The sequence below is a fragment of the Streptomyces sp. MK37H genome, from assembly GCF_018035285.1.
Taxonomy (GTDB): domain Bacteria; phylum Actinomycetota; class Actinomycetes; order Streptomycetales; family Streptomycetaceae; genus Streptomyces; species Streptomyces endocoffeicus.
In genome coordinates this window covers 1-24,405 of sequence record NZ_JAAAYH010000094.1, presented here as the reverse complement: position 1 = coordinate 24,405, position 24,405 = coordinate 1, and the positions used below count along the sequence as shown (strand labels likewise).

25 protein-coding genes and 2 pseudogenes are annotated in these 24,405 nt (G+C 71.2%); 22 read left to right on the top strand and 5 right to left on the bottom strand.

Annotated features, from left to right (window positions below; translation table 11 throughout):
• Both GWI24_RS16045 and GWI24_RS16040 read left to right on the top strand, forming a co-directional pair.
• Nucleotides 1-214: pseudogene (locus tag GWI24_RS16045) on the top strand (GNAT family N-acetyltransferase); the annotation flags it as partial.
• Nucleotides 215-235: 21 nt separating this feature from the next.
• Entirely contained in the window at nt 236-634 is a 399-nt protein-coding gene (locus GWI24_RS16040; protein ID WP_210946634.1) for an ABC transporter substrate-binding protein, read from the top strand.
• Between the two features lie 41 nt (nt 635-675).
• Here the strand turns inward: GWI24_RS16040 and GWI24_RS16035 are convergent, their stop codons facing one another.
• A complete protein-coding gene (locus GWI24_RS16035) occupies nt 676-1,200 on the bottom strand; it encodes an AAA family ATPase (protein ID WP_210946633.1) in 525 nt (174 codons plus the stop codon).
• Between the two features lie 34 nt (nt 1,201-1,234).
• Nucleotides 1,235-1,981, bottom strand: a complete 747-nt coding sequence (locus GWI24_RS16030) for a glutathione S-transferase C-terminal domain-containing protein (RefSeq protein ID WP_210946632.1) — start codon at nt 1,979-1,981, stop codon at nt 1,235-1,237.
• A 621-nt stretch (nt 1,982-2,602) separates the two neighbouring features.
• On the opposite strand from GWI24_RS16030, the gene GWI24_RS16025 reads away from it, so the two are divergent.
• From GWI24_RS16025 to GWI24_RS16015, 3 genes are all read left to right on the top strand, one after another.
• Nucleotides 2,603-3,856, top strand: a complete 1,254-nt coding sequence (locus tag GWI24_RS16025; RefSeq protein ID WP_374103305.1) for an LLM class flavin-dependent oxidoreductase — start codon at nt 2,603-2,605, stop codon at nt 3,854-3,856.
• A 19-nt stretch (nt 3,857-3,875) separates the two neighbouring features.
• Nucleotides 3,876-5,252, top strand: coding sequence for an NtaA/DmoA family FMN-dependent monooxygenase (locus tag GWI24_RS16020; protein ID WP_210946630.1), 1,377 nt, complete (start codon nt 3,876-3,878; stop codon nt 5,250-5,252).
• A 213-nt stretch (nt 5,253-5,465) separates the two neighbouring features.
• Nucleotides 5,466-5,783: a DUF4395 domain-containing protein gene (locus tag GWI24_RS16015; protein WP_247616432.1), complete on the top strand. Its 318-nt coding sequence runs from the start codon at nt 5,466-5,468 to the stop codon at nt 5,781-5,783.
• 10 nt (nt 5,784-5,793) lie between these two features.
• Here the strand turns inward: GWI24_RS16015 and GWI24_RS16010 are convergent, their stop codons facing one another.
• Nucleotides 5,794-7,221, bottom strand: a complete 1,428-nt coding sequence (locus GWI24_RS16010; protein ID WP_210946628.1) for a PLP-dependent cysteine synthase family protein — start codon at nt 7,219-7,221, stop codon at nt 5,794-5,796.
• Between the two features lie 248 nt (nt 7,222-7,469).
• Nucleotides 7,470-7,721 (bottom strand): annotated as a pseudogene (locus GWI24_RS45275) (S8 family peptidase); the annotation flags it as partial.
• A 513-nt stretch (nt 7,722-8,234) separates the two neighbouring features.
• Here GWI24_RS45275 and GWI24_RS16000 point away from each other — a divergent pair.
• The 16 genes from GWI24_RS16000 (at nt 8,235) to GWI24_RS15925 (ending at nt 23,735) form a co-directional block, all read left to right on the top strand.
• Complete coding sequence (locus GWI24_RS16000; RefSeq protein WP_210946626.1) at nt 8,235-9,014, top strand: LamB/YcsF family protein; 780 nt, start codon at nt 8,235-8,237, stop codon at nt 9,012-9,014.
• Between the two features lie 11 nt (nt 9,015-9,025).
• A complete protein-coding gene (locus GWI24_RS15995; protein ID WP_210946625.1) occupies nt 9,026-9,736 on the top strand; it encodes an allophanate hydrolase subunit 1 in 711 nt (236 codons plus the stop codon).
• A complete protein-coding gene (locus GWI24_RS15990; protein ID WP_210946624.1) occupies nt 9,729-10,700 on the top strand; it encodes a biotin-dependent carboxyltransferase family protein in 972 nt (323 codons plus the stop codon). The genes GWI24_RS15995 and GWI24_RS15990 overlap by 8 nt, the downstream gene beginning before the upstream one ends.
• A gap of 56 nt (nt 10,701-10,756) precedes the next feature.
• On the top strand, nt 10,757-11,992 hold the full coding sequence (locus tag GWI24_RS15985) for an aminotransferase class I/II-fold pyridoxal phosphate-dependent enzyme (RefSeq protein WP_210946623.1): 1,236 nt from the start codon (nt 10,757-10,759) through the stop codon (nt 11,990-11,992).
• Between the two features lie 163 nt (nt 11,993-12,155).
• Complete coding sequence (locus tag GWI24_RS15980; RefSeq protein ID WP_210946622.1) at nt 12,156-13,484, top strand: MFS transporter; 1,329 nt, start codon at nt 12,156-12,158, stop codon at nt 13,482-13,484.
• A gap of 51 nt (nt 13,485-13,535) precedes the next feature.
• On the top strand, nt 13,536-14,612 hold the full coding sequence (locus tag GWI24_RS45270) for a M24 family metallopeptidase (protein WP_210946621.1): 1,077 nt from the start codon (nt 13,536-13,538) through the stop codon (nt 14,610-14,612).
• A 37-nt stretch (nt 14,613-14,649) separates the two neighbouring features.
• Nucleotides 14,650-15,459, top strand: a complete 810-nt coding sequence (locus GWI24_RS15970) for an aldo/keto reductase (protein ID WP_210946620.1) — start codon at nt 14,650-14,652, stop codon at nt 15,457-15,459.
• Between the two features lie 117 nt (nt 15,460-15,576).
• On the top strand, nt 15,577-16,614 hold the full coding sequence (locus GWI24_RS15965) for a D-isomer specific 2-hydroxyacid dehydrogenase family protein (protein WP_210946619.1): 1,038 nt from the start codon (nt 15,577-15,579) through the stop codon (nt 16,612-16,614).
• Nucleotides 16,611-17,378, top strand: a complete 768-nt coding sequence (locus tag GWI24_RS15960; RefSeq protein WP_210946618.1) for an SDR family NAD(P)-dependent oxidoreductase — start codon at nt 16,611-16,613, stop codon at nt 17,376-17,378. Before GWI24_RS15965 ends, GWI24_RS15960 begins: the two co-directional genes overlap by 4 nt.
• Nucleotides 17,379-17,394: 16 nt before the next feature.
• Nucleotides 17,395-18,366 carry a sugar phosphate isomerase/epimerase gene (locus GWI24_RS15955; RefSeq protein ID WP_210946617.1) on the top strand — a complete coding sequence of 324 codons (972 nt, stop codon included), beginning with the start codon at nt 17,395-17,397 and terminating at the stop codon, nt 18,364-18,366.
• Nucleotides 18,367-18,384: 18 nt separating this feature from the next.
• Nucleotides 18,385-19,173 (top strand): SDR family NAD(P)-dependent oxidoreductase, encoded by a 789-nt coding sequence (locus GWI24_RS15950; RefSeq protein WP_210946616.1) that lies wholly within the window; start codon nt 18,385-18,387, stop codon nt 19,171-19,173.
• Entirely contained in the window at nt 19,170-19,937 is a 768-nt protein-coding gene (locus tag GWI24_RS15945) for an SDR family NAD(P)-dependent oxidoreductase (RefSeq protein ID WP_210946615.1), read from the top strand. The genes GWI24_RS15950 and GWI24_RS15945 overlap by 4 nt, the downstream gene beginning before the upstream one ends.
• Nucleotides 19,938-19,967: 30 nt before the next feature.
• Nucleotides 19,968-21,008 (top strand): L-idonate 5-dehydrogenase, encoded by a 1,041-nt coding sequence (locus GWI24_RS15940; protein WP_210946614.1) that lies wholly within the window; start codon nt 19,968-19,970, stop codon nt 21,006-21,008.
• Nucleotides 21,009-21,026: 18 nt separating this feature from the next.
• A complete protein-coding gene (locus tag GWI24_RS15935; RefSeq protein WP_210946613.1) occupies nt 21,027-21,704 on the top strand; it encodes a 4-carboxy-4-hydroxy-2-oxoadipate aldolase/oxaloacetate decarboxylase in 678 nt (225 codons plus the stop codon).
• Nucleotides 21,701-22,582, top strand: coding sequence for an NAD(P)-dependent oxidoreductase (locus GWI24_RS46550; RefSeq protein ID WP_210946612.1), 882 nt, complete (start codon nt 21,701-21,703; stop codon nt 22,580-22,582). Before GWI24_RS15935 ends, GWI24_RS46550 begins: the two co-directional genes overlap by 4 nt.
• 199 nt (nt 22,583-22,781) lie before the next feature.
• The gene (locus GWI24_RS15925; RefSeq protein WP_210946611.1) at nt 22,782-23,735 is read left to right on the top strand and encodes a LysR substrate-binding domain-containing protein; all 954 of its coding nucleotides are present in this window, start codon (nt 22,782-22,784) and stop codon (nt 23,733-23,735) included.
• Between the two features lie 19 nt (nt 23,736-23,754).
• Here GWI24_RS15925 and GWI24_RS15920 read toward each other — a convergent pair whose 3' ends face one another.
• Nucleotides 23,755-24,015 carry a zinc-binding dehydrogenase gene (locus GWI24_RS15920; RefSeq protein WP_247616426.1) on the bottom strand — a complete coding sequence of 87 codons (261 nt, stop codon included), beginning with the start codon at nt 24,013-24,015 and terminating at the stop codon, nt 23,755-23,757.
• Nucleotides 24,016-24,056: 41 nt separating this feature from the next.
• Between GWI24_RS15920 and GWI24_RS15915 the strand changes: the two genes are divergently transcribed.
• On the top strand, nt 24,057-24,305 hold the full coding sequence (locus tag GWI24_RS15915; protein ID WP_210946610.1) for a hypothetical protein: 249 nt from the start codon (nt 24,057-24,059) through the stop codon (nt 24,303-24,305).
• The last annotated feature ends 100 nt before the right edge of the window (nt 24,306-24,405 follow it).

The following is a 24,405-nucleotide window of genomic DNA, read 5'->3' as shown; positions in this document are numbered from 1 at the left end:
GCTGGCCGCCGTCGAGGCGGCCGCGGCCGAACGGGGCGTGGCGGAGCTGATGTTGCAGACGGGCGTCCGGCAGCCGGAGGCCGCCGCCCTCTACGTACGCGAGGGCTGGTACCGCATCCCGCCCTATCCGCCCTACTCCCGCGACCCGTACAGCGTCTGCTTCGCCAAACGGCTGCCCGCCACCGGCGGTCCGGAGCGGGGGAGCCATGCGTGACCCCCGGCGGCTCGCGCCGTCCTGACGATCGAGCTGAAGAAGCCCGACTCCTCGCTCCTGGAGTCGTTCTCCAGCGTCAAGCTGGGCTTCCTCTCGCCCGCCTCGCTGAAGAAGGGCGACACACTGTGCGACGCGAGCCGGTCGCTCGTCGGCACCGGCCCGTTCACCATCGACCGCTACACCCGTGGCCAGTCCGTACGCCCCGCCAAGAACCCCCGCTACGACTGGCCGCCCGGCTACTCCGAACACCGTGGTCCGGCGTATCTGAACACCGTCACCCACCGCTTCGCCGTCGCGCTGGCGGTATCCGCCCTGCGCGGCGGCCGAACGGACACCGGCGTACCCGGCCCCCTTCAGCCGGCCCACGACGCCACACCCCGCGCGGGGACACAGGGGACACCGAAGAAGACCCACCCGTAGCCCCGCCCGTGTCAGTCAGGTGCGGGACGCCACCTGTCGGTTCATGCGCGCGGGGGACCCTGGGGCGGGAGGCCGATGGCGTGGCGGATGTCGGTGAGGCAGTCGGTGATGTCGCGTCCGGCGGTGTCGATCACGTGGCGGTCCCGATGCCATGGTTCATACCCGCGGTCGGTGATGTCCGTCCAGGTGGGCAGGGGCAGGCCGGGGATGTCCACGGTGCGCTGGGACGCCCGCCTCTTGTGCTCGGCGGGATCCGAGCAGACGATCTCGACCTCGGCCGCGGGGACACCGACGCGGACGGCCACCTCGCGCCACGCATCGCGGGTGAGGGCGAGGGGGCTCACGGATTCGGCGATCACGGTCAGGCCCTGTCGCAGATGTTCCTCGGCGAGGGCGTATCCGACGACGTAGCCGACCGGGCCGACGGGGTGCTGCCCCAGCCCCGACCGTACGACCGCCTGCTCGATGGTGTCGACCCGCAGATGAACCGCGCCGGTCTGCCGGGCGAGTGCCTTTGCCAGAGTGGTCTTCCCCGTGGCGGGCAGCCCGCACATGATGATCAGCATGGTTCATGGTGCCGTGGCCGCCCCCAGGGCCCGGTCACCGTCCCCCCTGCCCGGCGGCCAGAGCGAGGCCACGGTGGAAGGCGGGATGGGAGCGCAGTCGGCGCACATAGCCGGCGAGGCGCGGATACCGGGCGGCGAGGGGCGCCGCGTCGGCGTCGCGGTCGTCGAGGTACACGAGTGCCACCCACAGGTCCACATCCGCCGCGGTCAGCTCGCCTCCCAGGACGAAAGGCCCGGAGGCCAACCGGGCGTCGAGAGGCGCCAGCGCGGCGTCGAGAGGCGCCAGCGCGGCGGGGAGGTCCGCCAGGAAAGCGTGGACGGCGTCGATGTCGGCGGCGAGCGCCGCCGGACGCAGACGGGGCCGACTCGGTTCGCCCGGGTCGGCCAGGCGCACGGCGAGATCGCGGAGGATGTCGGGCGTGTGGTTGCTGACCACACGCCCGCTCCACCGGTCGCACAGCGCGGGCACGGTCAGCGGTCCGTCGTAGTGGTGCCAGGTGGCCTCGTAGGCCCTGCGCAGGGACGCGGTCGCGTCGGACGTGGCCCCCGGGGAAGCGATGAGTGTGGTGGCGATGGAGTCGCTGAGCCGCAGCAGGGCGAGGGTGATCGTGACGCGCAGCGAATTCGGGCACCCCGGTGACAGATACACCTCGTACCGGTGCGGTGCCGGATAGAAACCGCCGGCGAGGTCGGTCCCGATGCGGCTGCGGATGCGGTGGGGCGATGCGGGTGGGACGAAGGACGTTTCGTGACCTGAACGGAGTGCGTTCGTCTCGGGCATGACTCTCCAGGCGCGTGGCGGGGGCCCGGGTCGCTCGAGGCCCGGGGCTGGACGGTGGATGGGCCGGTGGCTTAACGCGCCCCGAGCCCCTGAGGCGATGGCCGCGCCCTCCGAACGGTCGCGATCAGAGGGTCTGCGGGGCTGCTGGGCTGTAGGAGCTGGAGATCCGCAGCAGGTCGATGTGCAGCCGCCTGGTCAGGGAGCGAGGACGGAGCGGGTGCGTCGGGCGCGGATGCCGACGGGCCCATGCCCGCGTGTCGTCAGTCCGGAACATCTCCACCGATCCCGTCATCGGGGTACCGCGCGTCAGCGAGGTCGCCCACACTTTCGTCGGGTTACCCATGGGCGTCGGGGAATATGCCGCAGCCCCGTCCGAGTTGACGATTGCGTGAGGTCACCGGCCTCACGTAGCGTTCCGAGAAATCAGCCAGGGCCGAAGGCCCGCCGGGAACGGGAACGGGAGGCGATGGTGTCGCGGCCGATGGCCTGTCCGCCCGCGCCGGCTCCGGCCCTCCGTGAGGGTGTCCGCCTGTACTCCCGGCACCACATCGACCTGCTGCGCGTCGCCGGCGCGCTCTGTCGCCGCTGACCTGATCACCTCGAGGACACCGCGCCCTCCCGATGAGGGGCGGTGATCACCCATGGCCGACCAGGGAGGCACCCTTCGTGTCCGAGTCCTCATCCACCCCCTTGCACCTCGCCGTCGCTCTCGACGGGGCGGGCTGGCATCCGGCCGCGTGGCGCGAGCCGCACGCCCGGCCCAGGGAACTGTTCGACGCCGCGTACTGGACCGATGTCGTCACCGAGGCCGAGCGCGGGCTGCTCGACTTCGTGACCTTCGAGGACGGGCTCTCGCTCCAGTCCTCGCACCGCACCGAGCCCGACGGCCGCACCGACCAGGTGCGCGGGCGGCTGGACGCGGTGCTCATCGCCTCCCGGGTCGCACCGCTGACCCGGCACATCGGGCTGGTGCCGACCGTCGTCGCCACCCACACCGAGCCGTTTCACATCTCCAAGGCGATCGCCACCCTGGACTACGTCAGCACCGGCCGCGCGGGACTGCGGATCCGGGTGTCCAGGCGGCGCCACGAGGCGGAACACTTCGGCCGCCGTACCCTTCCGCGCTTCGGTCCCGAGGATCTGGACACCCCGGTGGTCCGGGAGCTGACCGCCGAGCTCTTCGAGGAGGCGGCCGACTACATCGAGGTGGTACGCCGTCTCTGGGACAGCTGGGAGGACGACGCCGAGATCCGGGACGTCGCCACCGGACGCTTCATCGACCGCGACAAGCTGCACTACATCGACTTCGAGGGCAGGCACTTCAGCGTCAAGGGCCCCTCGATCACTCCCAGGCCGCCCCAGGGACAGCCGGTCGTCAGCGCCTTGGCCCATCAGAGCGTGCCCTACCGACTGGTGGCAACCTCCACCGACATCGGCTACATCACCCCGCACGACACGGACCAGGCCCGCGCCGTCGTCGCCGAGATCCGCGCCGCGCAGGCCGCGGCGGGCCGCGCGGCGGAGCCCGTACACATCTTCGGCGACCTGGTGGTGTTCCTCGACGACGAACCGGGCGCCGCGGCCGCCCGGCTGGAGCGCCTGGACGCCCTCGCGGGCCACCCGTACACCAGCGACGCCAAGGTGTTCACCGGTACCCCCGCACAGCTCGCGGATCTGCTTCTGACCTGGCAGCGGACCGGACTGTCGGGCTTCCGGCTGCGCCCCGGTGTGATCGGCCACGACCTGGAGGCGATCACCCGCGGCCTGGTGCCCGAACTCCAGCGCCGCGGCGCCTTCCGCCGGTCCTACGAGGCCGACACCCTGCGCGGGCTGCTGGGCCTCGCCCGCCCCGCCAACCGCTACGCCACCGTCTGAGCCGGAGGGACCACCGACCATGAGCACACCGCTCAAGCAGATCCACCTGGCGGCCCACTTCCCCGGCGTCAACAACACCACGGTGTGGAGCGATCCGAAGGCGGGCAGCCATATCGAGTTCAGCTCGTTCGCCCACTTCGCACGCACCGCCGAGCGCGCCAAGTTCGACTTCCTGTTCCTCGCCGAAGGGCTGCGGCTGCGCGAACAGGGCGGGAAAATCTACGACTTGGATGTGGTGGGGCGGCCGGACACCTTCACCGTCCTGTCCGCGCTCGCCGCCGTCACCGACCGCCTCGGCCTGACCGGCACCATCAACTCCACCTTCAACGAGCCCTACGAGGTGGCCCGCCAGTTCGCCAGCCTTGACCACCTGTCGGGCGGGCGCGCCGCGTGGAACGTCGTCACCTCGTGGGACGCCTTCACCGGGGAGAACTTCCGCCGCGGCGGCTTCCTCCCGCAGGACGAACGGTATTCCCGGGCCAAGGAGTTCCTGGCCACCGCCACCGAGCTGTTCGACTCCTGGCGGGGCGACGAGATCGTCGCCGACCAGACCTCGGGCACCTTCCTCAGCGACCCGCGGGCCGGAGCCTTCGCCCATCAGGGACAGCACTTCGACATCGCCGGGCAGTTCAACGTCCCGCGCAGCCCGCAGGGCCGCCCGGTGATCTTCCAGGCCGGTGACTCCGAGGAGGGCAGGGAGTTCGCCGCGGCCGGGGCCGACGCCATCTTCAGCCGGTACAGCACCTTCAAGGAGGGTCAGGCGTTCTACACGGACGTCAAGGGCCGCCTCGCACGCCATGGCCGCACCCACGACCAGCTGCTGATCCTGCCCGCCGCCACCTTCGTCCTCGGCGACACCGACGCCGAGGCGCGGGAGCTGGCGCACGACGTACGCCGCCAACAGGTCAGCGGCGCCACGGCGATCAAACACCTGGAGTTCGTCTGGAACCGCGACCTGTCCTCGTACGATCCGGACGGCCCGCTGCCCGACATCGACCCCGACCCCGGTGAGCACACCGTCGCCCGCGGCCGCGCCCAGGTGCGGATGTACCGCGATCCGCTGGCCGTCGCCCGGGAGTGGCGGGAGCTGGCGGCGGCGAACAAGTGGTCCATCCGTGACCTGGTCATCGAGACCGGCAACCGCCAGTCGTTCATCGGCTCCCCGGCCACGGTCGCCGAGACCATCAACTCCTTCGTGCAGGCCGATGCCAGCGATGGCTTCATCCTCGTACCGCACATCACCCCCGGCGGGCTGGACGTCTTCGCGGACACCGTTGTCCCGCTGCTGCAGGAGCGCGGTGTGTTCCGCACCGAGTACGAGGGCACGACCCTGCGCGACCACCTCGGCCTGGCCCACCCCGGCTCCGAGGTGCACCAGGAACGGGCCGCGTCATGACGTTTCCGGCCATCACCCTCGCCGTGCACAGTGACAATCACGCAGCAGGGGAAGCAGCTGGTCACCGATCCGGCGAGCGGGGACGTGCTGCTCCAGGAAGCGGGGCAGGTGAAGGCCCTCGCGGGTCAAGGCGAACGCGGTGGAACGCGACCGAGGTGTTGGCTCGTGTCCGTACGTCGGGGCGGCGCAGCGGAGCGGGTTGAAGGATCAACACTGCGCGCTGGACACGCGGACGAGCCGCTCGGTGCGTTCGCCGGGTTGCGGTACTCCCCGTACGCCTGGCTGTACCAAGTGGCCGTTCGGCCCAGGCCTTCTCCGCCCAGTGAGCCGGAGGACGCCCGGCCGCCCCGCTTCGCCCAGGGCGTCGGCCTCGGCTTCAGCCTGGTCGGCACCGTCGGCTACCTCACCGGCGTCCACTGGCTGGGCCTGGCCGCGGCGCTCGCCCTCGCCGCGGCCTTGCTCAACGCGGCCTTCGGCTACGGTCTCGGTTGCGAGATGTACCTGCTCATCCGCCGCGTCCGACGCGCCTGACCATGTGTCCTCAGATCGCCTGGCCCGCCGGTCCCGCGTCGCGGGCAGGGGGGATGTGGCCGGTGGCCTGCCGCAGGGCGTCGTGGGTGATGGTGCCGGACACGCGGCCGTCGATGAGGACCCAGGCGGTGCCGGTGCCCGGGGTGAACCGGGCGGCGGCCTCGTCGACGGGTTCGCCGATGCCCACGGCCGGGGGCGAGGGGAGGAGATGGTCGCGGAGCGGGGCGGCGGACGCTGAGGGATCCCCGGCCACCAGGGCGCGGAGCGCATCGGGCCGGACGGCGCCGATGACCTCGGACACATCGGTCGTCGCGTTGCCGCCGGAGCGGGGGAGACGCACCGGGACGAGCGCTCCGGCGGCGGTGAGCGCGTCGGCCACCGCGGCCGTGGACGGAAGGGCGGTGAGGGAAGCCGGGCGGTCGCCCAGGACGTCGGCGACCGTCGGTGTCCCCGAGAGGTCCTCCAGGAAGCCGAAGCGCCGCAGCCAGCCGTCGTCGAAGTACTTCGACAGATATCCCCGGCCCGAGTCCGGGAGCAGGACAACCACCAGGTCGTCCGGGGTGAGGGTGGCGGCCACCCGCAGTGCCGCGGCCACCGCGGTGCCCGCCGAGCCGCCCGCGAGGATGCCCTCCTCGCGGGCCAGTCTGCGCACCATCGTGATCGACTCACGGTCTCCGATCCGCTCGAACCGGTCCACCACGGACGGGTCGTACGACTCCGGGTACTCGTCCTCCGCGGTCTGCGGGTGGAGGTAGTGGCCGATGCTCTCCACGTAGTACGGACTTCCGTCGCCGCCTGAGTACGTGGACGTCAGCGGATCGGCGCCGACCACCCGGACCTGGCCGCCGCTGGCCTCCTTGAGGAAGCCACCGGTCCCGGTGACCGTCCCGCCCGTGCCGACGCCGACGACGAAGTGGGTGACCCGGCCGCCGGTCTCGGCCCAGATCTCCGGGCCGGTCGTGGTCCGGTGGGCCTCCGGATTGGCCGGGTTGTCGTACTGGTTGGCGTACCAGGCGCCAGGTGTCCGCGCCGCCAGGCGCGCGGCGACGTTGCGAACGTGCTCCGGATGCTCACGCGGGAGCGCCCCCGTGGTGACGACCACCTCGGCGCCGTACGCCTTGAGCGTCTTGATCTTCTCGGGGCTCGTACGGTCCGGGACGACGACGATCGACCCGTAGCCCCGCTGAGCGGCGATCATGGCCAGCGCCATCCCGGTGTTGCCCGAGGTCCCCTCGACGATGACGCCTCCGGGCGCCAGTGCCCCGGACTTCTCCGCCGCCAGGACCATGCCCAGCGCCGCCCGGTCCTTGACGCTGCCGGCGGGGTTGAAGAACTCCACCTTGGCGTAGACGGGGGCGGGCACCCCGGAGGCGATCCTCGTGAGTCTGACCAGCGGGGTGTTGCCGACAGCGTCGAGCAGGGATTCGTGAAGAGTCATGGCTCCGCCTGAGAGTGGCCCTGCGTGGGCCGTGGTTATCGGTCAGTTGACAGTCTGGTCCGTTTCGTCACCTCCCGCGGCGGCACCGGCGTGGCGACACGCGTCCGTGGCGACACGCGTCCGTGGCGAGCCGCGTCCGTGGCGACACGGCCGATCCGTGTGGAAGCCTCGCATCGCCGGACAGCGGAGTGCCGCCCGCCGGGTGGGGCCCGGCGGGCGGCGGGTGTGATCAGCGGAGGTCCGGTGCGCCGGCCGCCGTATCCGGATATGAGGTCCTTGCCCCGGGCGGAGGACGCCTTGAAGTCGGCCGTCTTCTTCAGGGTGACGATGTAGCTGCCCGGGACCGCTTCCGCGGCTCCGGCGTTCAGGACCGCTCCGGCGTTCAGGACCGTGCCTTCGGCCGGGGCGGCGTGGGCGGGGAGCACCGTGGCTGCTCCGATGGCCGCCGCGGCGGCGATTCCCGCGGCGATCCGCCGCTTGGTGGTACGCATCACTGCCATCGCGAGGGGAGTCCTCCTCGTTCGGTGGCGCGCTGTGGTGCGTGCGCGCTCTGCGGGTTGTGGGCCTTGCGCGGTTCGCGGGGAGCGCATGGTCACGCTTCCGGCCCGTCGAGGATTCGCCGGGCCGTGTGCGGGCGGCAAGGGCTGACATCAACACGACACGCACACGTAGCGGTGCGTCATGTGCCGTCGCGGGCGGTCAAATTCCCGCAATCACCCGTACACACCGCCTCGCGTCCGGCGGAGCCGAGTGGGGCGGCCACCTCACGTCCCCGGTGGCTGCCCGTGGCCGCTGAAACACGCCCAACGCGCCCGCCCGCCGGTGGTGTCAAGACCCCGTGCGCGGTTCCATCGGTATCCGCAATGCGGCCATGGGCCTTTCTGATGTGCCCTTCTTCCCGGGCCGTGCCGGATCTAGCGTCTCAGCTGGACACGGTCCATACCGGACCCGTTCACACGAGCGCCGGACGTCGTTCGGACGCCGTCCCGTCCCGGCGGGAAAGGAGCCTCACTGTGCCTGTCGTCGATCTCGTCGCCGATCTCGGAGAGAGTTTCGGGTCCTACACCATGGGCAACGACGCCGAACTGCTGAAACTGCTGACCTCCGCGAACGTGGCATGCGGATTCCACGCGGGGGATCCGCGTGTGATGGACGCGACCGTACGCGCCTGTGTGGAGCGCGGCGTCGGCGTCGGCGCCCATCCGAGCTTCCCCGACCTGGTGGGTTTCGGGCGCCGGGCGATGGACCTCACCCCGAACGAGGTGCGCACGGACGTCCTGTACCAGCTCGGTGCGCTGTCCGCGTTCACCCGCGCACACGGCACCCGCGTCAACCACCTGGCACCGCACGGGCGCCTCGGCAACCTCGTGGTGACCCGGCGGGATTACGCCGAGGCCGTCGCCGACGCGGTCGAGGCGTTCGACCCGTCCCTGGTGATCCTGATGCAGGAGGGTGAGATGGCGGCCGTGGCGCGCGAGCGCGGCCTGCGGATGGCCATGGTGGGCATCGCCGACCGGGCCTACGAGGACGATGGCACGCTGGTGTCGCGGTCGGAGCCGGAAGCCGTACTCCACGACCCGGACGAGGTCACCCACCGGACCGTCCGGATGGTGACCGAGGGGCTGATCACCAGCCGGAACGGGGCGGACATACCCGTCCGGACCGACTGCGTACAGTTGCACGGCGACGGCCCCGCGGCATTGGAACTCGCCTCCCGCATCCGTGACGAACTGCGGGCCGCCGGAGTCCGGCTGGCGCCGCTGGACGAGGTGCTGGGTGTCCGGGCGGCGTGACGGGCACCGGGATGGCAACCAAGATCGAGGTCTCGCCCTGCGGCGACTCCGCGCTGCGTGTCACCGTGGTCGGCACCGACACCGACGACGTGTGGAAGGCGGTGCACCGGCTCGCGGGATGGCTGAACCGTGGCGCGATTCAGCCCACGGTGTCCGCAGTCCCGACGTACGACGCGGTGCTCGTGGAGTTCGACCCGTACCACACGACGGCTGAGGCGATCACCTCACACATCGGCATCTGGGACACCCTGCCCGAGCAGGACGAGCCGGTCCGCTCCGGTGTCATCGACGTACCGGTGCTCTTCGGCGGCGACGCCGGCCCCGACCTCGGATGGGTGGCCGACGTGATCGGTGAGCCGGTGGCGAGGGTCATCGAACTCGTCTGCGCGAAGGAGCATCTCATCCGGTGTCTGGGCGGTCCCGCCGCGTCGGCCATGACGGACGGACCGGATTTCCCGGTCCCCGTTCCCCGGCTGGCCACTCCCCGGCTGCGCGTGCCGCCGGGCGCGATCTCCGTCGCGGGCCGCCAGCTGGTCATCGGTCCCGTCGCCGCGCCCAGCGGCTGGCGGCAGATCGGCCGTACCCCGCTGGACATCCTGAGGACCGACGCCGAGGTCGTCGTGCCGTACCGGCCCGGCGACCGGGTGCGGTTCCTGCCCGTCGACCAGGCCGGCTACGACGGCCTTCTCGGCACCCCGATGCGTTACCGCCACGATGACTGACCGGCCCGAGCTGTATGTCGAGTCCGCGACGGCGGGTGTGGTCACCGATCTCGGCCGCACCCGCGGCCCCTCGCGCGGACTGGCGGTCAACGGCGCGCTCGACCAGTTCGCGGCGCGTGCCGCGAACGCCCTGGTCGGCAACGCGCCCACGGACCCGCTCATCGAGACCACCGGTTTCGGCCTCACCCTGCGCCCCAGCCACGACGTCCTGATGGCCGTCACCGGAGCGCCGTCCGAACCCGCTGTCGACGGCCGGCCGCATCCGGCGTGGACACCGCTGTCGGTGCGGGCGGGGGAGACAGTGCGGGTCGGCGTCTCCGACGCGGGTCTGCGTGCCTACGTCGCCGTACACGGGTCGTTCGATGTGCCCCGGCTGATGGGCAGTTGTGCGCCGGACTCGATGATCGAGTTCGGCACCTCCGTCACCTCCGGCACATCCCTCTCTCTGTTCCGCTCCCATCCGCCACTGGTGAACCGGCGCTTCGGGGCCACCGTCTTCGACTTCGGGATCCCCCGGGACATCGGCCGTGTGCCCGGAGTACTGGACGTCATCGACGGGCCCGACGCCGCGGAGTTCGGCTCCGGGCTCCAGCGGCTGTTCGACTCCCGGTACACGGTCACTCCGCGCATCAACCACGTCGGGCTTCGCGTGGCCGGATACGTACCGCGGCGATCGGCCCCCGGGGAGGTGCTGTCGCGCGGCGTGCCGGTCGGGGCCATCGAGGCCCCGGCGGGCGACGAACTGCTCGTCCTGATGCGCGGCCGTGGGATCACCGCGGGATACCCGGTGCTCGCGGTGCTCACTTCACGGGCCCAGGATGTCGCGGCGCAGCTCAGGCCCGGCCAGGAGATCCGCTTCCGCCGGACGACCGCGGCCGCCGCCACCGCCGCCTACCTCGAGCGACGGCGGCTTCTGGACCGGATCGCGCTCCGCGCGCGAACCGCTTTCGCGGCACTGTCCTGACACTTCGCATCCGCTTCCCACACACCTTCTTACCGCACCGCCGGAGGAGAATGAGGATGACTTTGTTCGAAACGCTACAGGTGCCCGTGCTGGCCGAGCGGATGTCGCGGGTCAAGGAATCACCGAGTTCCCGGGTCGCGGACCGGGTGCGCGCCTTTCAGGAGGCGGGCCGCGTGGTTCTTCCGCTCACGATCGGCGAGCCCGATTTCGATACGCCGGACCATGTGAAGGACGCGGCGATCGCGGCCATTCGCGCGGGTGAGACGAAATACACCTCGGCGAACGGTACGCCCGCCCTGCGGAAGGCGATCATCTCTCGGCTGCGACGGAAGACCGGGCAGTCCTACGGCACCGAGGAGATGTGTCTGGGCGGCGGCGCCAAGCAGCTGATCTTCCTGGCGTTCGTGGCCACCCTCGACGAGGGCGACGAGGTGATCGTGCCGGCACCGTACTGGGTGTCCTATCCGGACATGGTCACGGTGAACGGCGGGCGGCCCGTGATCGTCGGTACCACGCCGGCGGAAGGGTACAAGCTCACCCCGGGCAGGCTGCGCGAGGCCATCACCGACCGGACGAAATGGGTCGTGCTGAACACGCCGAACAACCCGACCGGCGCGGTGTACGGCGAGGAGGAGCTGCGCGGGCTCGCGGACGTCCTCCGCGCCCATCCGCATGTCTCGGTGCTGTGCGACGAGATCTACGACGAGATCAACTTCGGTGCCCGGCCGGTGCCCAGCGCGGTCACCGTCGCTCCCGACCTGCGGGAGCGTATCTTCCTGGTCAACGGAGTGTCCAAGGCGTACGCCATGACCGGTTGGCGCATCGGCTACGGCGCCGGGGCGGCGTCCTTGTGCGGGGCGATCGGCACGCTCCAGTCGCAGAGTTCGTCCTGCCCGTCGTCGGTGAGCCAGGCGGCCGCGGTCGCCGCGCTCGACGGCGGCCGGGAGTTCATCGACCGCACGGTGCGGATCTACACCGAACGCCGGGACCTGCTCGTGGCCGGGCTCGGCGAGATCGACGGGTTGCGCCCGACCGTCCCTCAGGGCGGCTTCTACGTATGGACCGACGCCTCCGCCCTCATGGGGGCCGTGACGCCGTCGGGGGTGAGGCTGGTGTCCGACGCCGATCTCGCGGAACACATCCTGGAGACCTCCGGGGTGGTGGTGATCACGGGTGACTCCTACGGCTTCCCCGGCCATTTCCGGGCCAGCTTCGCATTGTCCTCCGACACCATTCGAGAGGCCGTCGCCGGACTCGCCCATTCGGTATCCCTGCTGCGCCGCCAGCGATAAGTTTCCTTGATGGCGGAAGAGGAAACGGAGCTGGGTCCGGCGCCCCTGTATAAATTCCAGCAATGCCGAGGAAACAATGGCTGACCACAGTTCTTCGAGTCGGCGGTCGGTCGGCGTCGGCCTTCCGGTGACGACTGCGTCATCCTTGAGAAAGGTAGTCCTCGTGAACAAGGTTTCCCAAGCCCCGCCGCGTGTGCAGAGGGTCTCCACGGACAACGCACCGAAGGCGACGAGAGCATCGATCATCGGTGGCCTCGTCGGCGTCTTCATCGAACTCTACGACAACGCGGTCTACGGCTTCGTGGCCGGGACTCTCGCGGTCGTGTTCTTCCCCAGCGACGCCCCCACCACGAGTGTCCTGCTGACATTCCTCGCCTTCGCCATTCCCTTCTTCTTCCGCCCGCTGGGCGCCGCGGTCGCCGGGAGCTGGGGCGACCGGATAGGCCGCAAGCGGGTCCTGCTGGTGCTCATCACCATGATGAGCCTGTCCACCGCTCTGGTCGGCTTCCTGCCGAGCTACGCCGTGGCAGGCGTCTGGGCACCCATCGCCCTGGTGCTGCTGCGTTTCATCCAGGGCTTCTCGATGGGGGGCGAGCCCGGCAACGGCAACTCGTTCCTCGCCGAACACGCCGGGGAGGGGCGCCGGGGGCGGGTGGTCAGCTACGCCAACGCCGCCACGTTCATCGCGATGCTGCTCGGCACCCTGTTCGCCGCCCTGCTCACCGCGGTGCTCAGCTCCTCGTCCATGGAGACGTGGGGCTGGCGGCTGCCGTTCCTCCTCGCCCTGCCGCTCGGCGTGGTGGGCCTGACCATCCGGCGCATGGCCGACGAGTCGCCGGAGTTCGCCGAAGCCGAAAAAGAGGGCCGGGTGACCGGCAGTCCGCTCCGGGAAGCCCTCGCCTCCCGCGAGACCCGCCGCGCGATGGGGACGACGATCGTGCTGCCGCTGCTCAACAGCTCCGGCTACTTCATCCTGTTCATCTACATGCCGTCGTTCATGAAGGACGAGATGCACTTCTCGGCCCTGGAGGGCCTGCTCGTCACGGCCATCATGCTGGCCGTCGGCACCTTCGCCGTGCTCTACGCCGGACGGTTGTCCGACCGGGTGGGCCGCAAGAGGATGCTCAGCACCTCGGCGTTCACCATGGTCGTCATCGGCTTCCCGTGTTACTGGCTGCTGACGCGGGGGTCCTTCGCCACGGCGACGGTCGGCGCGGTGCTCATGTCCCTGTGTTTCGCCGGCACCAACGGCGTGATGCAGGTGACGCTCGCCGAACTGTTCCCCACCCGTGTACGCACCGTGGCGTACGGCGTCGGCTACAACCTCGGCACCGCGGTCTTCGGCGGCGCCGCTCCGCTGCTGGTCGCGGCCCTCATCGCCGCGACCGGCAGCACCTGGATCCCGGCGATCTACCTCGTCCTCACCTCCGCCGTCGCCGGGGTCGCCGCGCTGCGCATCCACGAGACGGCCTTCGAACCACTCAAGCGCTGACCCTCACCAAGCGCTGGCCCTCCCCCGCACATCCGAAAGGACGGTGGTCCCGTGACGACAGCAGTCACCCGCCAGGCCGGAACCGGGCTGGACCGGCTCCGCGAACAGCTGGACAAGGCAGGCTTCGCGGCCCTGGTCCTGACCTCGCCCGGAGGGCGCCGGTATGCGCTGGGACGGGCGCCCGGCCTCGCCGACGGGACCGCCGTCCTGCTCACCACCGAGGGCACGGTGACGAGCGCGGCCGGTGATCTCCGCGACGCGATCACGGCCGTACTGCGCGCGGGCGGCGTGGCGGGCGGTGTGGTCGGCGCGGACGCCGATCTGCCGTGGGAGGTGTTCGGACAGGTCAGCGAGGCGGGAGTGCGGCTTCGACCCGCCGCCGACCTGGTCTTCACCGAACTGGCGAGCAGTGAGCCCAGTGAGCTCCCCCCGGTCGCCGCGGCCGCCGACCTCGCCGCTGTCGGCTATACGGCGGTCATGGACCATCTGCACGTCGGCATGGACGTACGGGAGCTGTCGGGCAATGTCGACCGCTCGATCCGCCGCGCCGGTGGCCTGCTGGGGTGGTACGAACCGTACGCACCGTACGGCACGACCGGCCGGGCGGCCGGCTCGGACCTGGTGACCGTCCGCGGTCACGACCCCGGCACCGCCCGGCTGACGGCCGGGACACCGGTCCGCTTCGTCCTGCACCCGCTGCTGGAAGGGGTCGCCGGATATGCCGCCGCGACCGCCGTACTCGGCGAGCCCGACGGCCCGCTGCGCGCCGCGGGCGCCGCGTGTGCCGCCGCGACGGCTTCGCTGCTGGCGGCGCTGCGGCCGGGCGCTCCGCTCCGCGACGGCTGCGAGGCGTTCGACCGCGAGGCGTTCGGCTGCGAGGCGTTCGGCCGCGAGGCGGCTGAGCACGCCGCGGCCTGCCGGATCGTCGCGCTGCGCGGCGGCGGGGCGTCGCTGCCACTGCCGCGTGACAGCGAGGTGACCGCCGAGCCCGGCATGGTGCTCGGCATACGGACGGAGGTCACGGTGCCGGGCCGTGGCGCGGTCGAGCTGGCGGAGACCGTCGTACTGACCGACTCGGGCGCGGAGCCGCAGGCGCGCACGCCGCTGCGGCTCGTCGAACTCCACTGACCCGGTGACCGGCCACGACCGCATGAGGAGAACGTTCATGGACACATCCCTGTCATCGGGAGCGGGCCGGGTGCCCACGGCCGACGCGGGCGGCCGCACCATGCCACTGCTCGGCTTCGGCACCCATCCGCTGCGCGGCGACCAGGCCACCGAGGCGGTGCTGACCGCCTTCTCGGTCGGCTACCGACTCGTCGACACCGCCACGCGCTACCGCAACGAGGCCGCCGTCGGAACGGCCCTCGCGACGACGGGCCTGCCCCGGTCCGAGCTGTTCGTGACCACCAAGATGCCGCCCGACCAGGTCGGCAGGGAACGGCTGACGCTTGAGGAGAGCCTGGCCGCGCTGGGCTGCGACTACGTCGATCTGTGGCTGATCCACTGGCCGCCCGGCGGATACCCGGGCGTCGCCAGCTGGCGCGAGTTCATCCGCGCTCGCGACGAGGGCCTCGCACGAGCCATTGGCGTGAGCAACTACTCGGTCGAGCTCATCGACGCGCTGCACGAGGCGACGGGGGAGTACCCGGCCGTCAACCAGATGCGGTGGGGGCCCGGGAACCACGATCCGGACTTCGCCGAGGCGATGCGCCGACGCGATGTGGTGCTCAGCGCGCACAGCCCGTTGCGCGGCACCGATCTGGACCACCCGGTGCTCGCCGATGTCGCCCGGCGACACGGCCGTTCGGCACGTGATGTCGTCCTGGCGTGGAATCTGCACCACAAGGTGGCCGTGACCGTGAAGTCCGCGCATCGCGACCGGATGGAGCGGAACCTGTCGGCCGTCGATATCACGCTGACACCGGAGGATATCGGCGAGATCAACGGCCTTTCGGGCGTCGCCGCGGCATAACGCGGGGAAATCATCGGAAATTGCGATGCCGCCATGCGGTTTTCCGCTCCGACCGCTCCGTGTGGCCTGGCGGAACTACGCTCCGACAGCGGTTATCGAATGCGGAGAGAGGCCATTGTGGTTTATCAGGTCCTGGTCACACGCGGTTATGCCGAGCCGGACGGGAGCACCGTTTTCGGCGATATCGAGCTCTCTCGGCTGACCGACGCCGGGCTTGCGTGGCGAGTCCTGGACGACGAGGTCGAGGAGCTCCGGGCCGACCAGCTCGAAGGGGCCGACGCGGTCCTCGTGCTGGGACCCGAGCGGGTCTCGGCCGCGTCGATACCGGTGTCGGGACGGCTGCGGCACGTGGCGCGGTTCGGCGCCGGCTTCGACGCCGTGGACACCGATGCCTGTGCCCGGCGCGGTGTGCTGGTGACCAACACCCCCGAGGCGGTGCGGCGGCCGGTGGCCGACTCCGTGATCGCGCTGCTGTACGCCCTGTCGCACAACCTGGTCATCAAGGACCGGCTGGTGCGCGAGGGGCGGTGGGCGGAGCGACAGAAGTGGCGGGGCTCGGGGCTGACCGGCGCGACAGTCGGCATCATCGGGCTGGGCGGAATCGGCCTGGAGACCGCGCGCAGGGTGCGCGCACAGGGGCTGCGCGTGCTGGGATACAACCGCAGCGACCGGGGCCGCGAGGCGGCCACGATCGGCATCGAACTCCGCCCGCTGGACGAGGTGTTGGCGGCGAGTGACTACGTGGTCGTCGCCGTCGCCGCGAACCCCCGCACACGACACCTCATCGGGGAGCGCGAGCTGTCCCTCATGCGGCCGACCGCGCGGCTGATCAACGTCTCGCGCGGTGTGGTGGTCGACGAGAAGGCGCTGGCCACGCGCCTGTCGGACGGGCGGCTGGCGGGCGCGGGCCTGGACGTGTTCACCGAGGAGCCGCTGAAGACGGACAGCCCGCTGATCGCGCTGGACAACGTCATCCTCGCCCCGCACTCCCTCTGCTGGACGGATCAGTACACCGCCGCCGTCTCGGCGAGCGTGATGGCGTCACTGATCGCGGTGAGCCGTGGTGAGCGGCCCGCCGAGACAGTCAACGGGCCTTTCCCGGACGGAACTTGGCCGCGCCGGAACGAGGACAACGACGAGAAGGGCAGGACATGACGGACGACCCTGGACACCACGGTACGGCGGTCATCACCGGAGCGGCCTCGGAGCGCGGCATCGGCCGCTCGCTGGCGGAGCGGCTGGCCGCCGCGGGCTGGGGCCTCGCCCTGCTCGACGTCGATGCGGAGGTCGAGAAGGTGGCCGCCGCGCTGGGCGCCGAACACGGCGTGGCGGCGGCCGGCGCGGTCGCGGACATCGCCGACCCCGCCTCCGTGGACGCCGCCGTCGCCACCTTCGAGGCGGAACTGCCGCCCATCACCGCCCTGGCCAACATCGCGGGCATCAGCTCACCGGTGTCCTTCCTCGACGTGGACCTGGCCACCTGGGAACGCGTCCTGCGGATCAACGCCACCGGCACCTTCGTCGTGAGCAAGCGCGTCGTGCCCGGCATGGTGGAACGCGGCTACGGCCGGGTGGTGAGCCTCGGGTCGACGGCGATGCAGAACGGTGGTGGTACGTACAGCAAGTCCACCTACGCCGCGTCCAAGGGCGCGATGGAGGCGTTCAGCCGCGCGCTCGCGCTGGAAGTGGCCTCGTACGGGGTGACGGTCAACGTGGTCGCACCGGCCACGATCGACACCGACATCATGGGCGGCCGGATCACCGACGCCCGCAAGCCCGCGTTCCTGGCGCAGCTGCCGGTCGGACGGCTCGGCACCACACGTGACGTCGCCGCGCTGATCGAATTCCTCATCGGTGAAGAGGCCGGGTACATCACCGGCGCGACATACAACATCAACGGAGGTCTTCGCATTGGATAGGTCTTCCGTGCCCCCGGTGCACACCGAGCGGCCGTCCCTGGTCGTTCCCTCCCCACTCCCCGCGCTCCACACGCCCGAGGAGTGGCCGATCGCCGCCGCCATGCTCCAGTTCGCGCCGTACGCGGCGGATGGCACCCCGGTGGAGATGCTGGACCCCGACGAGTGGCGCCGCCTCCTCCAGCCCGTCGTCGACGAGGGGTTCACCCACCTGGAACTGTCCACCGCCTGGCTACCCCTCGGCGACCTGGACCGGGCCCGGCTGACGGCGCTCGGCGAGGTCCTGGACGACGCCGGACTCGCGGTGCCCGGGGTGGGCGTGGTCCGGCAGAGCGTCATCCATCCGGAGCGAGGGGAGCACAACCTCGCCTTCTCGCACCGGACCATCGACGCGGCCGCCACGCTCGGCGCGGACATCGTGTGCCTCGGACTCCACGACACCCTGACCCCGGAGCAGCAGCGCGCGCTGTGGTTCTGGACGGTGCCGGGGGACGTGGCAGCGGGCGATCCCGAGGTGCGCGACCTGGCCGTACGCCGGTTCCGGGAACTCGGCGACCACGCCGCAGATGTCGGCGTGGAACTGTCCCTGGAGCTGTACGAGGACACGTACCTGGGCAGCGCCGACGGGGCGGTCCGCTTCCTCGACGACATCGGACACGATGCCGTCGGGCTCAACCCCGACCTCGGCAACCTCATCCGGCAGCAACGGCCCATCGACACCTGGGAGTACCTGGTCTCGGTGACCCTGCCGCGCGCCAACTACTGGCACCTCAAGAACTACGCGCGCCTGGAGGACCCCGCCACCGGCACCGTCCTCACCCACCCCGCATCCCTCGAACTCGGCATCGTGAACTACCGCGCCGCCGTCCGCTACGCGATCGCCCACGGGTTCGGCGGCGCGTTCGTGGTCGAGCACTACGGCGGTGACGGCCTGAGCGTGGGCGCCACCAACGCCGCCTACCTCCGCCGCATCCTCCCCCGCACCGGCTGACCCCACGACGGGAGAACCGTGACACTTCCGCCTCCGCCCGCCGCCGCATTCCCACCGGAACGCACCGCCATCGTCACCGGAGCCGCCTCCGAGCGAGGGATCGGCCGGGCCACCGCCTCCTGGCTCGCGGCCGAGGGCTGGTCGGTCGCCGTGTTCGATCTGGACGAGGCGGCCTGCCAGGACCTCGCCACCCGTCTCCAGGACGAGCACGGTGTGCCCTGCCTGGGCATCGGCGTGGACATCCGCGACCGGGGCGCGGTCCAGGCAGCCGTGGACCGGGTGCACGGGGCGCTGCCGCAGCTCGTCGGCCTCGTCAACAACGCCGGGGTGAGTTCGCCCGTGCCGTTCCTGGAGGTCTCGGAGGCCGAATGGCACCGGGTGATCGACGTCAATCTGAACGGCACCTTCCACGTCACCCACGCCGCGGCGCAGATCATGGCCGGGCACCGGCTCGGCCGCATCGTGAACGTCTCGTCCGCCTCGGCCGAGCGCGGTGGCGGGGTGTACGGGCGCGCCGCGTACTCGGCCTCGAAAGCGGCGCTGCTGGGCTTCGCCCGCACGCTCGCCCGGGAGCTGGGTCCGTACGGCATCACCGCCAACTCCGTGGCGCCGGGCTCCATCGACACCGACATCATGGGCGGCCGCCTGTCCGACGAGCGCAAGGCGGTGCTGCTCAAGGAGCTGCCCGTGGGGCGGATCGGCACCGTACGCGACGTGGCGGCGGTCATCGCCTTCCTGCTGGGGGAGCACGCCGGATATCTCACGGGCGTCACCTACGACGTCAACGGCGGGTCGCACATCGCATGACACACAACGAGGACACCACATTGGACAACGACGTTCCGTTCAGCGCCGACCTGACCGGCAGGACCGCCGTGGTCACCGGAGCCAGCACCGGCATCGGACACGCGATAGCCGACCTCTACCTGCGCAACGGCGCGACTGTGGTGGGGATCCACCGCAGAGAGGCCACCGAGCACGTCGGGAAGTACATACCGGTGGCCGCCGACCTCGGCGACCCCGCGCGGGTCCGCGCCACCGCGGCCGAGGTGCTGCGGGACCACCGCGTCGACATCCTGGTCAACAACGCGGGCCTGAACCTGCGCCACTCCTTCGAGGACTTCCCCGTAGCGGACTGGGACCGGGTGCAGCAGCTCAACGTACGGACGGTCGTGGAGCTGACCCAGCTGTTCGGCCGTCCGATGCTCGAACGCGGCGCGGGAGTGATCGTCAACCTGGCGTCGATGCTCTCCTTCACCGGCGGCTTCACGGCCTCCGCGTACGCCGCGTCCAAGGGGGCCGTGGCGCAGTTGACGAAGTCGGTGGCGAACGAGTGGGCCGCGAAGGGCGTCCGCGTCAACGCCATCGCACCCGGGTTCATCGACACCGAGATGAACACCGCGCTCGTCGCCGATGAGACCCGCAACCGCCAGATCCTCGAACGCATCCCCGCCGGAAGGTGGGGCACCGCGCAGGACGTCGCGGGAGCCGCGCTCTTCCTCGCGTCCGACGCCGCCCGGTTCATCCACGGGACGGTACTGCCCGTCGACGGCGGCTACCTCGGGCGCTGAACCCGAACCGAACGAAAGGAGCCCGCCACCGTGAAAGCCGTCGTCGTCCACGGACCGGGAGATCTGCGGGTGGATGAACTGCCCGGCCTGCGAACAGCACCGGACCGGGTCGCGGTCCGCATCGTGTACGGAGGCATCTGCGGATCGGACCTGCACTACGCCGCGGACGGCCGCAACGGGCCGTACACCGTCACCGAACCACTGGTGCTCGGCCACGAGGTGGTCGGCGTCGTCGCACAGGCCGGCCCCGACGTCCCGGACGCACCCGCCGTCGGCACCCGCGTCGCGATCCACCCCGCGACACCCTGCGCACCGCCCGGTGCCACCACCGCCACCGGTCTGCATCTGCGTCCCCGTGGTACGTACCTCGGCAGCGCCTCGACCCGGCCGCACACCCAGGGCGGCTTCGCCGAACTGCTGGAGGTGCTGCCCGGCCAACTGCGCCCGCTCCCCGCCGAACTGCCGCTGCGCCGAGCCGTACTCGCCGAACCGCTGGCCGTCGCCCTGCACGGGGTGGCGCAGCTGGGCGAGCGCGTACGAGGTGCGCGCGTGCTGGTCAGCGGAGCGGGCCCGATCGGCGCCCTCGCGATCGCCGCGCTCCGGCACGCGGGCGCCGGCGAGATCGCCGCCGCCGACCTCCATGACTTCCCGCTGCGGATCGCGGCCGCCGTCGGCGCCGCCTCGACCGTGAAACCCTCCCCAGACGACGGCGTTCCGGAATCCTCGTTCGACGTGGTGGTCGAGGCGGCGGGTGCCGTGTCCTCACTCGCCACCGCGCTGACGGCGGCACGCCCCGGCGGCGCCGTGCTCCAACTCGGCATGCTGCCGCGCGAACCGGTCCAGGTCACCATGTCGACGGTCATCGCCAAGGAACTCGCGCTGTACGGCTCGCAGCGCTTCGACATCGAACTCGACACCGCGATCGCCACCCTCACCCGGGACCCTTCCCTCGACGCGGTGCTCAGCCACACCTTCCCCGTCGACGCCGCCACCGAGGCCTTCGCCCGCGCCGCGGACCCCTCGCGGTCGTCGAAGACGGTGCTGCGCATATCCGCAGACCCCGAGTCCTGAAACGAAAGGAACCCTTTCATGATCCATGTGCGCACCAGTTTCGACCGCCCGTCCGCGGACGTGGTGGCCGCGCTCGGCCGGTTCTCCGCCGCGACCATCCATGAGGCGCAGGGGCGCAAGGGCGCGCTGGCGCACCGGCTGAAGCCCGTCGACCCCGGCATGTCCTTCTGCGGCCCGGCCTTCACCGCCGAGGCCCAGGCGGGCGACAACATCATGGTCCAGGTCGCGATCTCGTATGCCCGGCCCGGTGACGTCGTGATCGTCGCGGGCTCGGAATTCGAGCAGGCCGGCTCCTTCGGCGATGTGCTCGCCACCGCGTGCCAGAGCAAGGGCCTCGCCGCGTTCGTCACCGACTCCGGCGTGCGCGACAGCGCGGACCTGCGAGAGCTGGGCTTCCCCGTCTTCTCCGGCTCGGTCTGCATCGAGGGGACGGTCAAGGAAACCCTCGGTACGGTGAACCGGCCGATCCCCATCGGCGGGCAGATCGTCCGGCCCGGCGACATCCTGCGCGGTGACGCGGACGGCATCGTGGTGGTCGACCCGCAGGAGGCCGAGGAGGTCGTCCGGCTCTGCCAGGAGCGAGAGGACCATGAGGCGGAGATCCGGGAGCAGCACCGCCGTGGCGACAGGTCCCTGATCGAGGTGCACGGACTCGCCGAGAAGCTGAAGGCCAAGGGTCTGGTCGTCGAGGAGTGAACGGACCCACGGTCGGAGTTGTCGGCCTCGGCCCGATGGGCGCGCCGGTCGCCGGGCATCTCGCACGTGCGGGCTTCCCGCTCCAGGTATGGAACCGGACCCGCGAGAAGGCGGAGGCGTTCGGTGACCGGGCCGTCGCGCGTCCCGGGGACCTCCGCGCGGAGATCGTGCTGTCCGCGCTGCCGGACGTCGATCAGTTCGACGAGATCGCCCCGGACCCCGCCATCAGCGAATGGGCGGGCCACGGCACCACACACGTGGTCGTGCTCAGCACCACCTCCCGGCAGAAGGCCGGCCGGCTCGCGGAACGGCTCGGTGGTTTCGGTATCGCCGTGGTCGACGCGCCGATGAGCGGTGGTGACGCCGGGGCTCGTGCGGGCACCCTGAGCCTGATGGTCGGCGCGACTCCGACGGCATACCGCCACGTGGAGCCGGTGCTGCGGTCCTTCGCCGCGACCGTCGAACACATGGGCCCGCCCGGGGCGGGAACGGTGGCGAAGCTGTGCAACCAGGTGATCGTGGCGGCGACCCTGCTGTCCGTGGCCGAAGCCATCGACCTGGGCCGCAGGGCCGGGCTCCGAGGGGAACAGCTGGTCCGGGTGCTCCGGGGTGGCCTGGCCGCCAGTGCCGTGCTGGAAGCCAAAGCCGCCAAGATCCTCGAGCGGGAGTACGGTCTCGGCGGCAGTGCGGCCAACCAGGTCAAGGACCTCCGGTACGCGGCCGCACTCGCCGACGAACTGGGCGCCCGCCTGCCGCAGTCGCGCCGCACCAAAGAGGTGTTCGCGGAACTGCTCGGCCGCGGACTCGGTGGCGAGGACCATTCGGCCGTTTACGAGGTTCTCTCGCCGGGCGGAGACGGCGAGCCACCGCCCGGGTGAACGGCGCGCGGGCTGCCACGACCGGGACCCCGGCTGGTGGCCCGCCCGCGCCCCTATTCCGCCGACGGGCCACGAGGGGTACGTTCACCTGCGTACCTCGTGCCTCGTGCTCCGTCGGCCGGTGCCGCCTCGGTCAGGACCACGCCACCGCGCGCAGCGGCACTGGGTGGCCGAGACGACAACTCCGAGGAGGAGCGCGATGGACACCCGCAGGCTCGGTTACTTCGTCAGAGTGGTCGACGTCGGCAACATCACCAGGGCCGCGGACTCGCTGCACATCACGCAATCGGCGCTCAGCCAGCACATCTCCGCACTGGAGCACGACGTCAAGACGCGTTTGCTCGAACGCACCGGCCGCGGTGTGGTGGCCACGGCGTCCGGGCGCTCCCTCTACCGCTACGCACAGGGCATTCTCCGGCTGGAGAAGGCCGCCCGCATCGACCTGCGCGCGGGCGGTGACACCCCGGCCGGCCTGGTGACCGTCGGCCTCGCCTCGTACAGCATGGCGCCGGGCCTGGCCGTACCACTGCTGCGGGCGGTGCGGGAACGGTATCCGAACATCCAGCTACAGCTGATCCAGAACCTGACGGTGGTGATGAGCCAGGCCGTGCTGCTCGGACAGGTGGACATGGCGCTCATCTACGATCCCGGGTATGTGAAGGGGGTCGTGTTCGAACACGTCCTGGAAGAGGACTTCTGCCTGGTCTCCAGCGCGAGGCTCCCGTCCGTCACCAACCGCGGCGACACCATCACCCTCAAGGAGGCAAGCCGGCTGGGCTTCATCCTGCCGAGCGAGGTGCACACCGTGCGGCGGATCACCGACGCCGCTTTCCACGCCGCGGGGCTGCACTGTTCGGTCGTCGCCGAGATCGAGCCGGGCATGGTGCTACGGGACGCGGTGGTGAGCGGGCTCGGGGTGACCGTCCTGCCGCTCACGGCGACCCGAGCCCACTTCGCCCCCGATGAGGTGCGTGCCTACCGTTTCGCCGATTCCCAGCTCCACACCGCGATGTCCCTGTGCACCCCCGAGGTGCAGCCCCTCTCGGAGGCCGCCGCGTTGGTGGCGGACCTGCTGCGCACGCTCATCCGGGACCAGCCCGGCACCGCCGGACGGCGCGAGCCGAGCGTCTCGGCGAATGGCGTTCATCCATGAGCGCGGCCCGGCCGGGCGCTCAGGGAGCGGTCAGGACCGTCTTACCGGGCAGCCGCCCGGTGGCGGCGTCCTCATGCACCGCGCGTGACTCGGCCACCGGGCGGCGGGCGGCGATGTGGATCCGGAGCCGGCCGTCATCGACCCTGGCGACCAGTTCGGTCAGCTGGGCGGCGTCGCCGCGGACGAACAGGCTCGCGGCGCGCACCGACCGGGCGGGTTCCTCGGGAATCGGGCCGGCCGCGCTCGCGGCGACCCCGCCGTCGGCGACGTAGCGTGACAGGTGCGCGGCCTCGTCCGGTGTGGCGGGTCTCGCGTCACCTGATGTCCAACTTCCACGTACTCCGTCACGAGACCGATCGCGTCGAGGCCGTGTCCGCCCTGGTGCTCTACGCGCAGGACGGCGAGCCTCCCATCCCGACGACCGTTCCGGTGCTGGTCGCCGACGTGTTCGACCGCTTCGTCCGGGTCGGCGGGCCGGACGGGGAGGTCCGCCGGTGGCTCATCGCCTCCCGGCGGATCGAGAACCGCTTCCTCGTGCCGGGTGACGTCCTCGCTGTTCCCACCGAGTAAGGAGCCCGATGTCCCACCAGCGGCACCCGGGGGATTTCCCCCTGCCGACCACTCGGGGCGAGCTGCCGATCGTCGACTCCCACCTGTTCGACGACCTGCT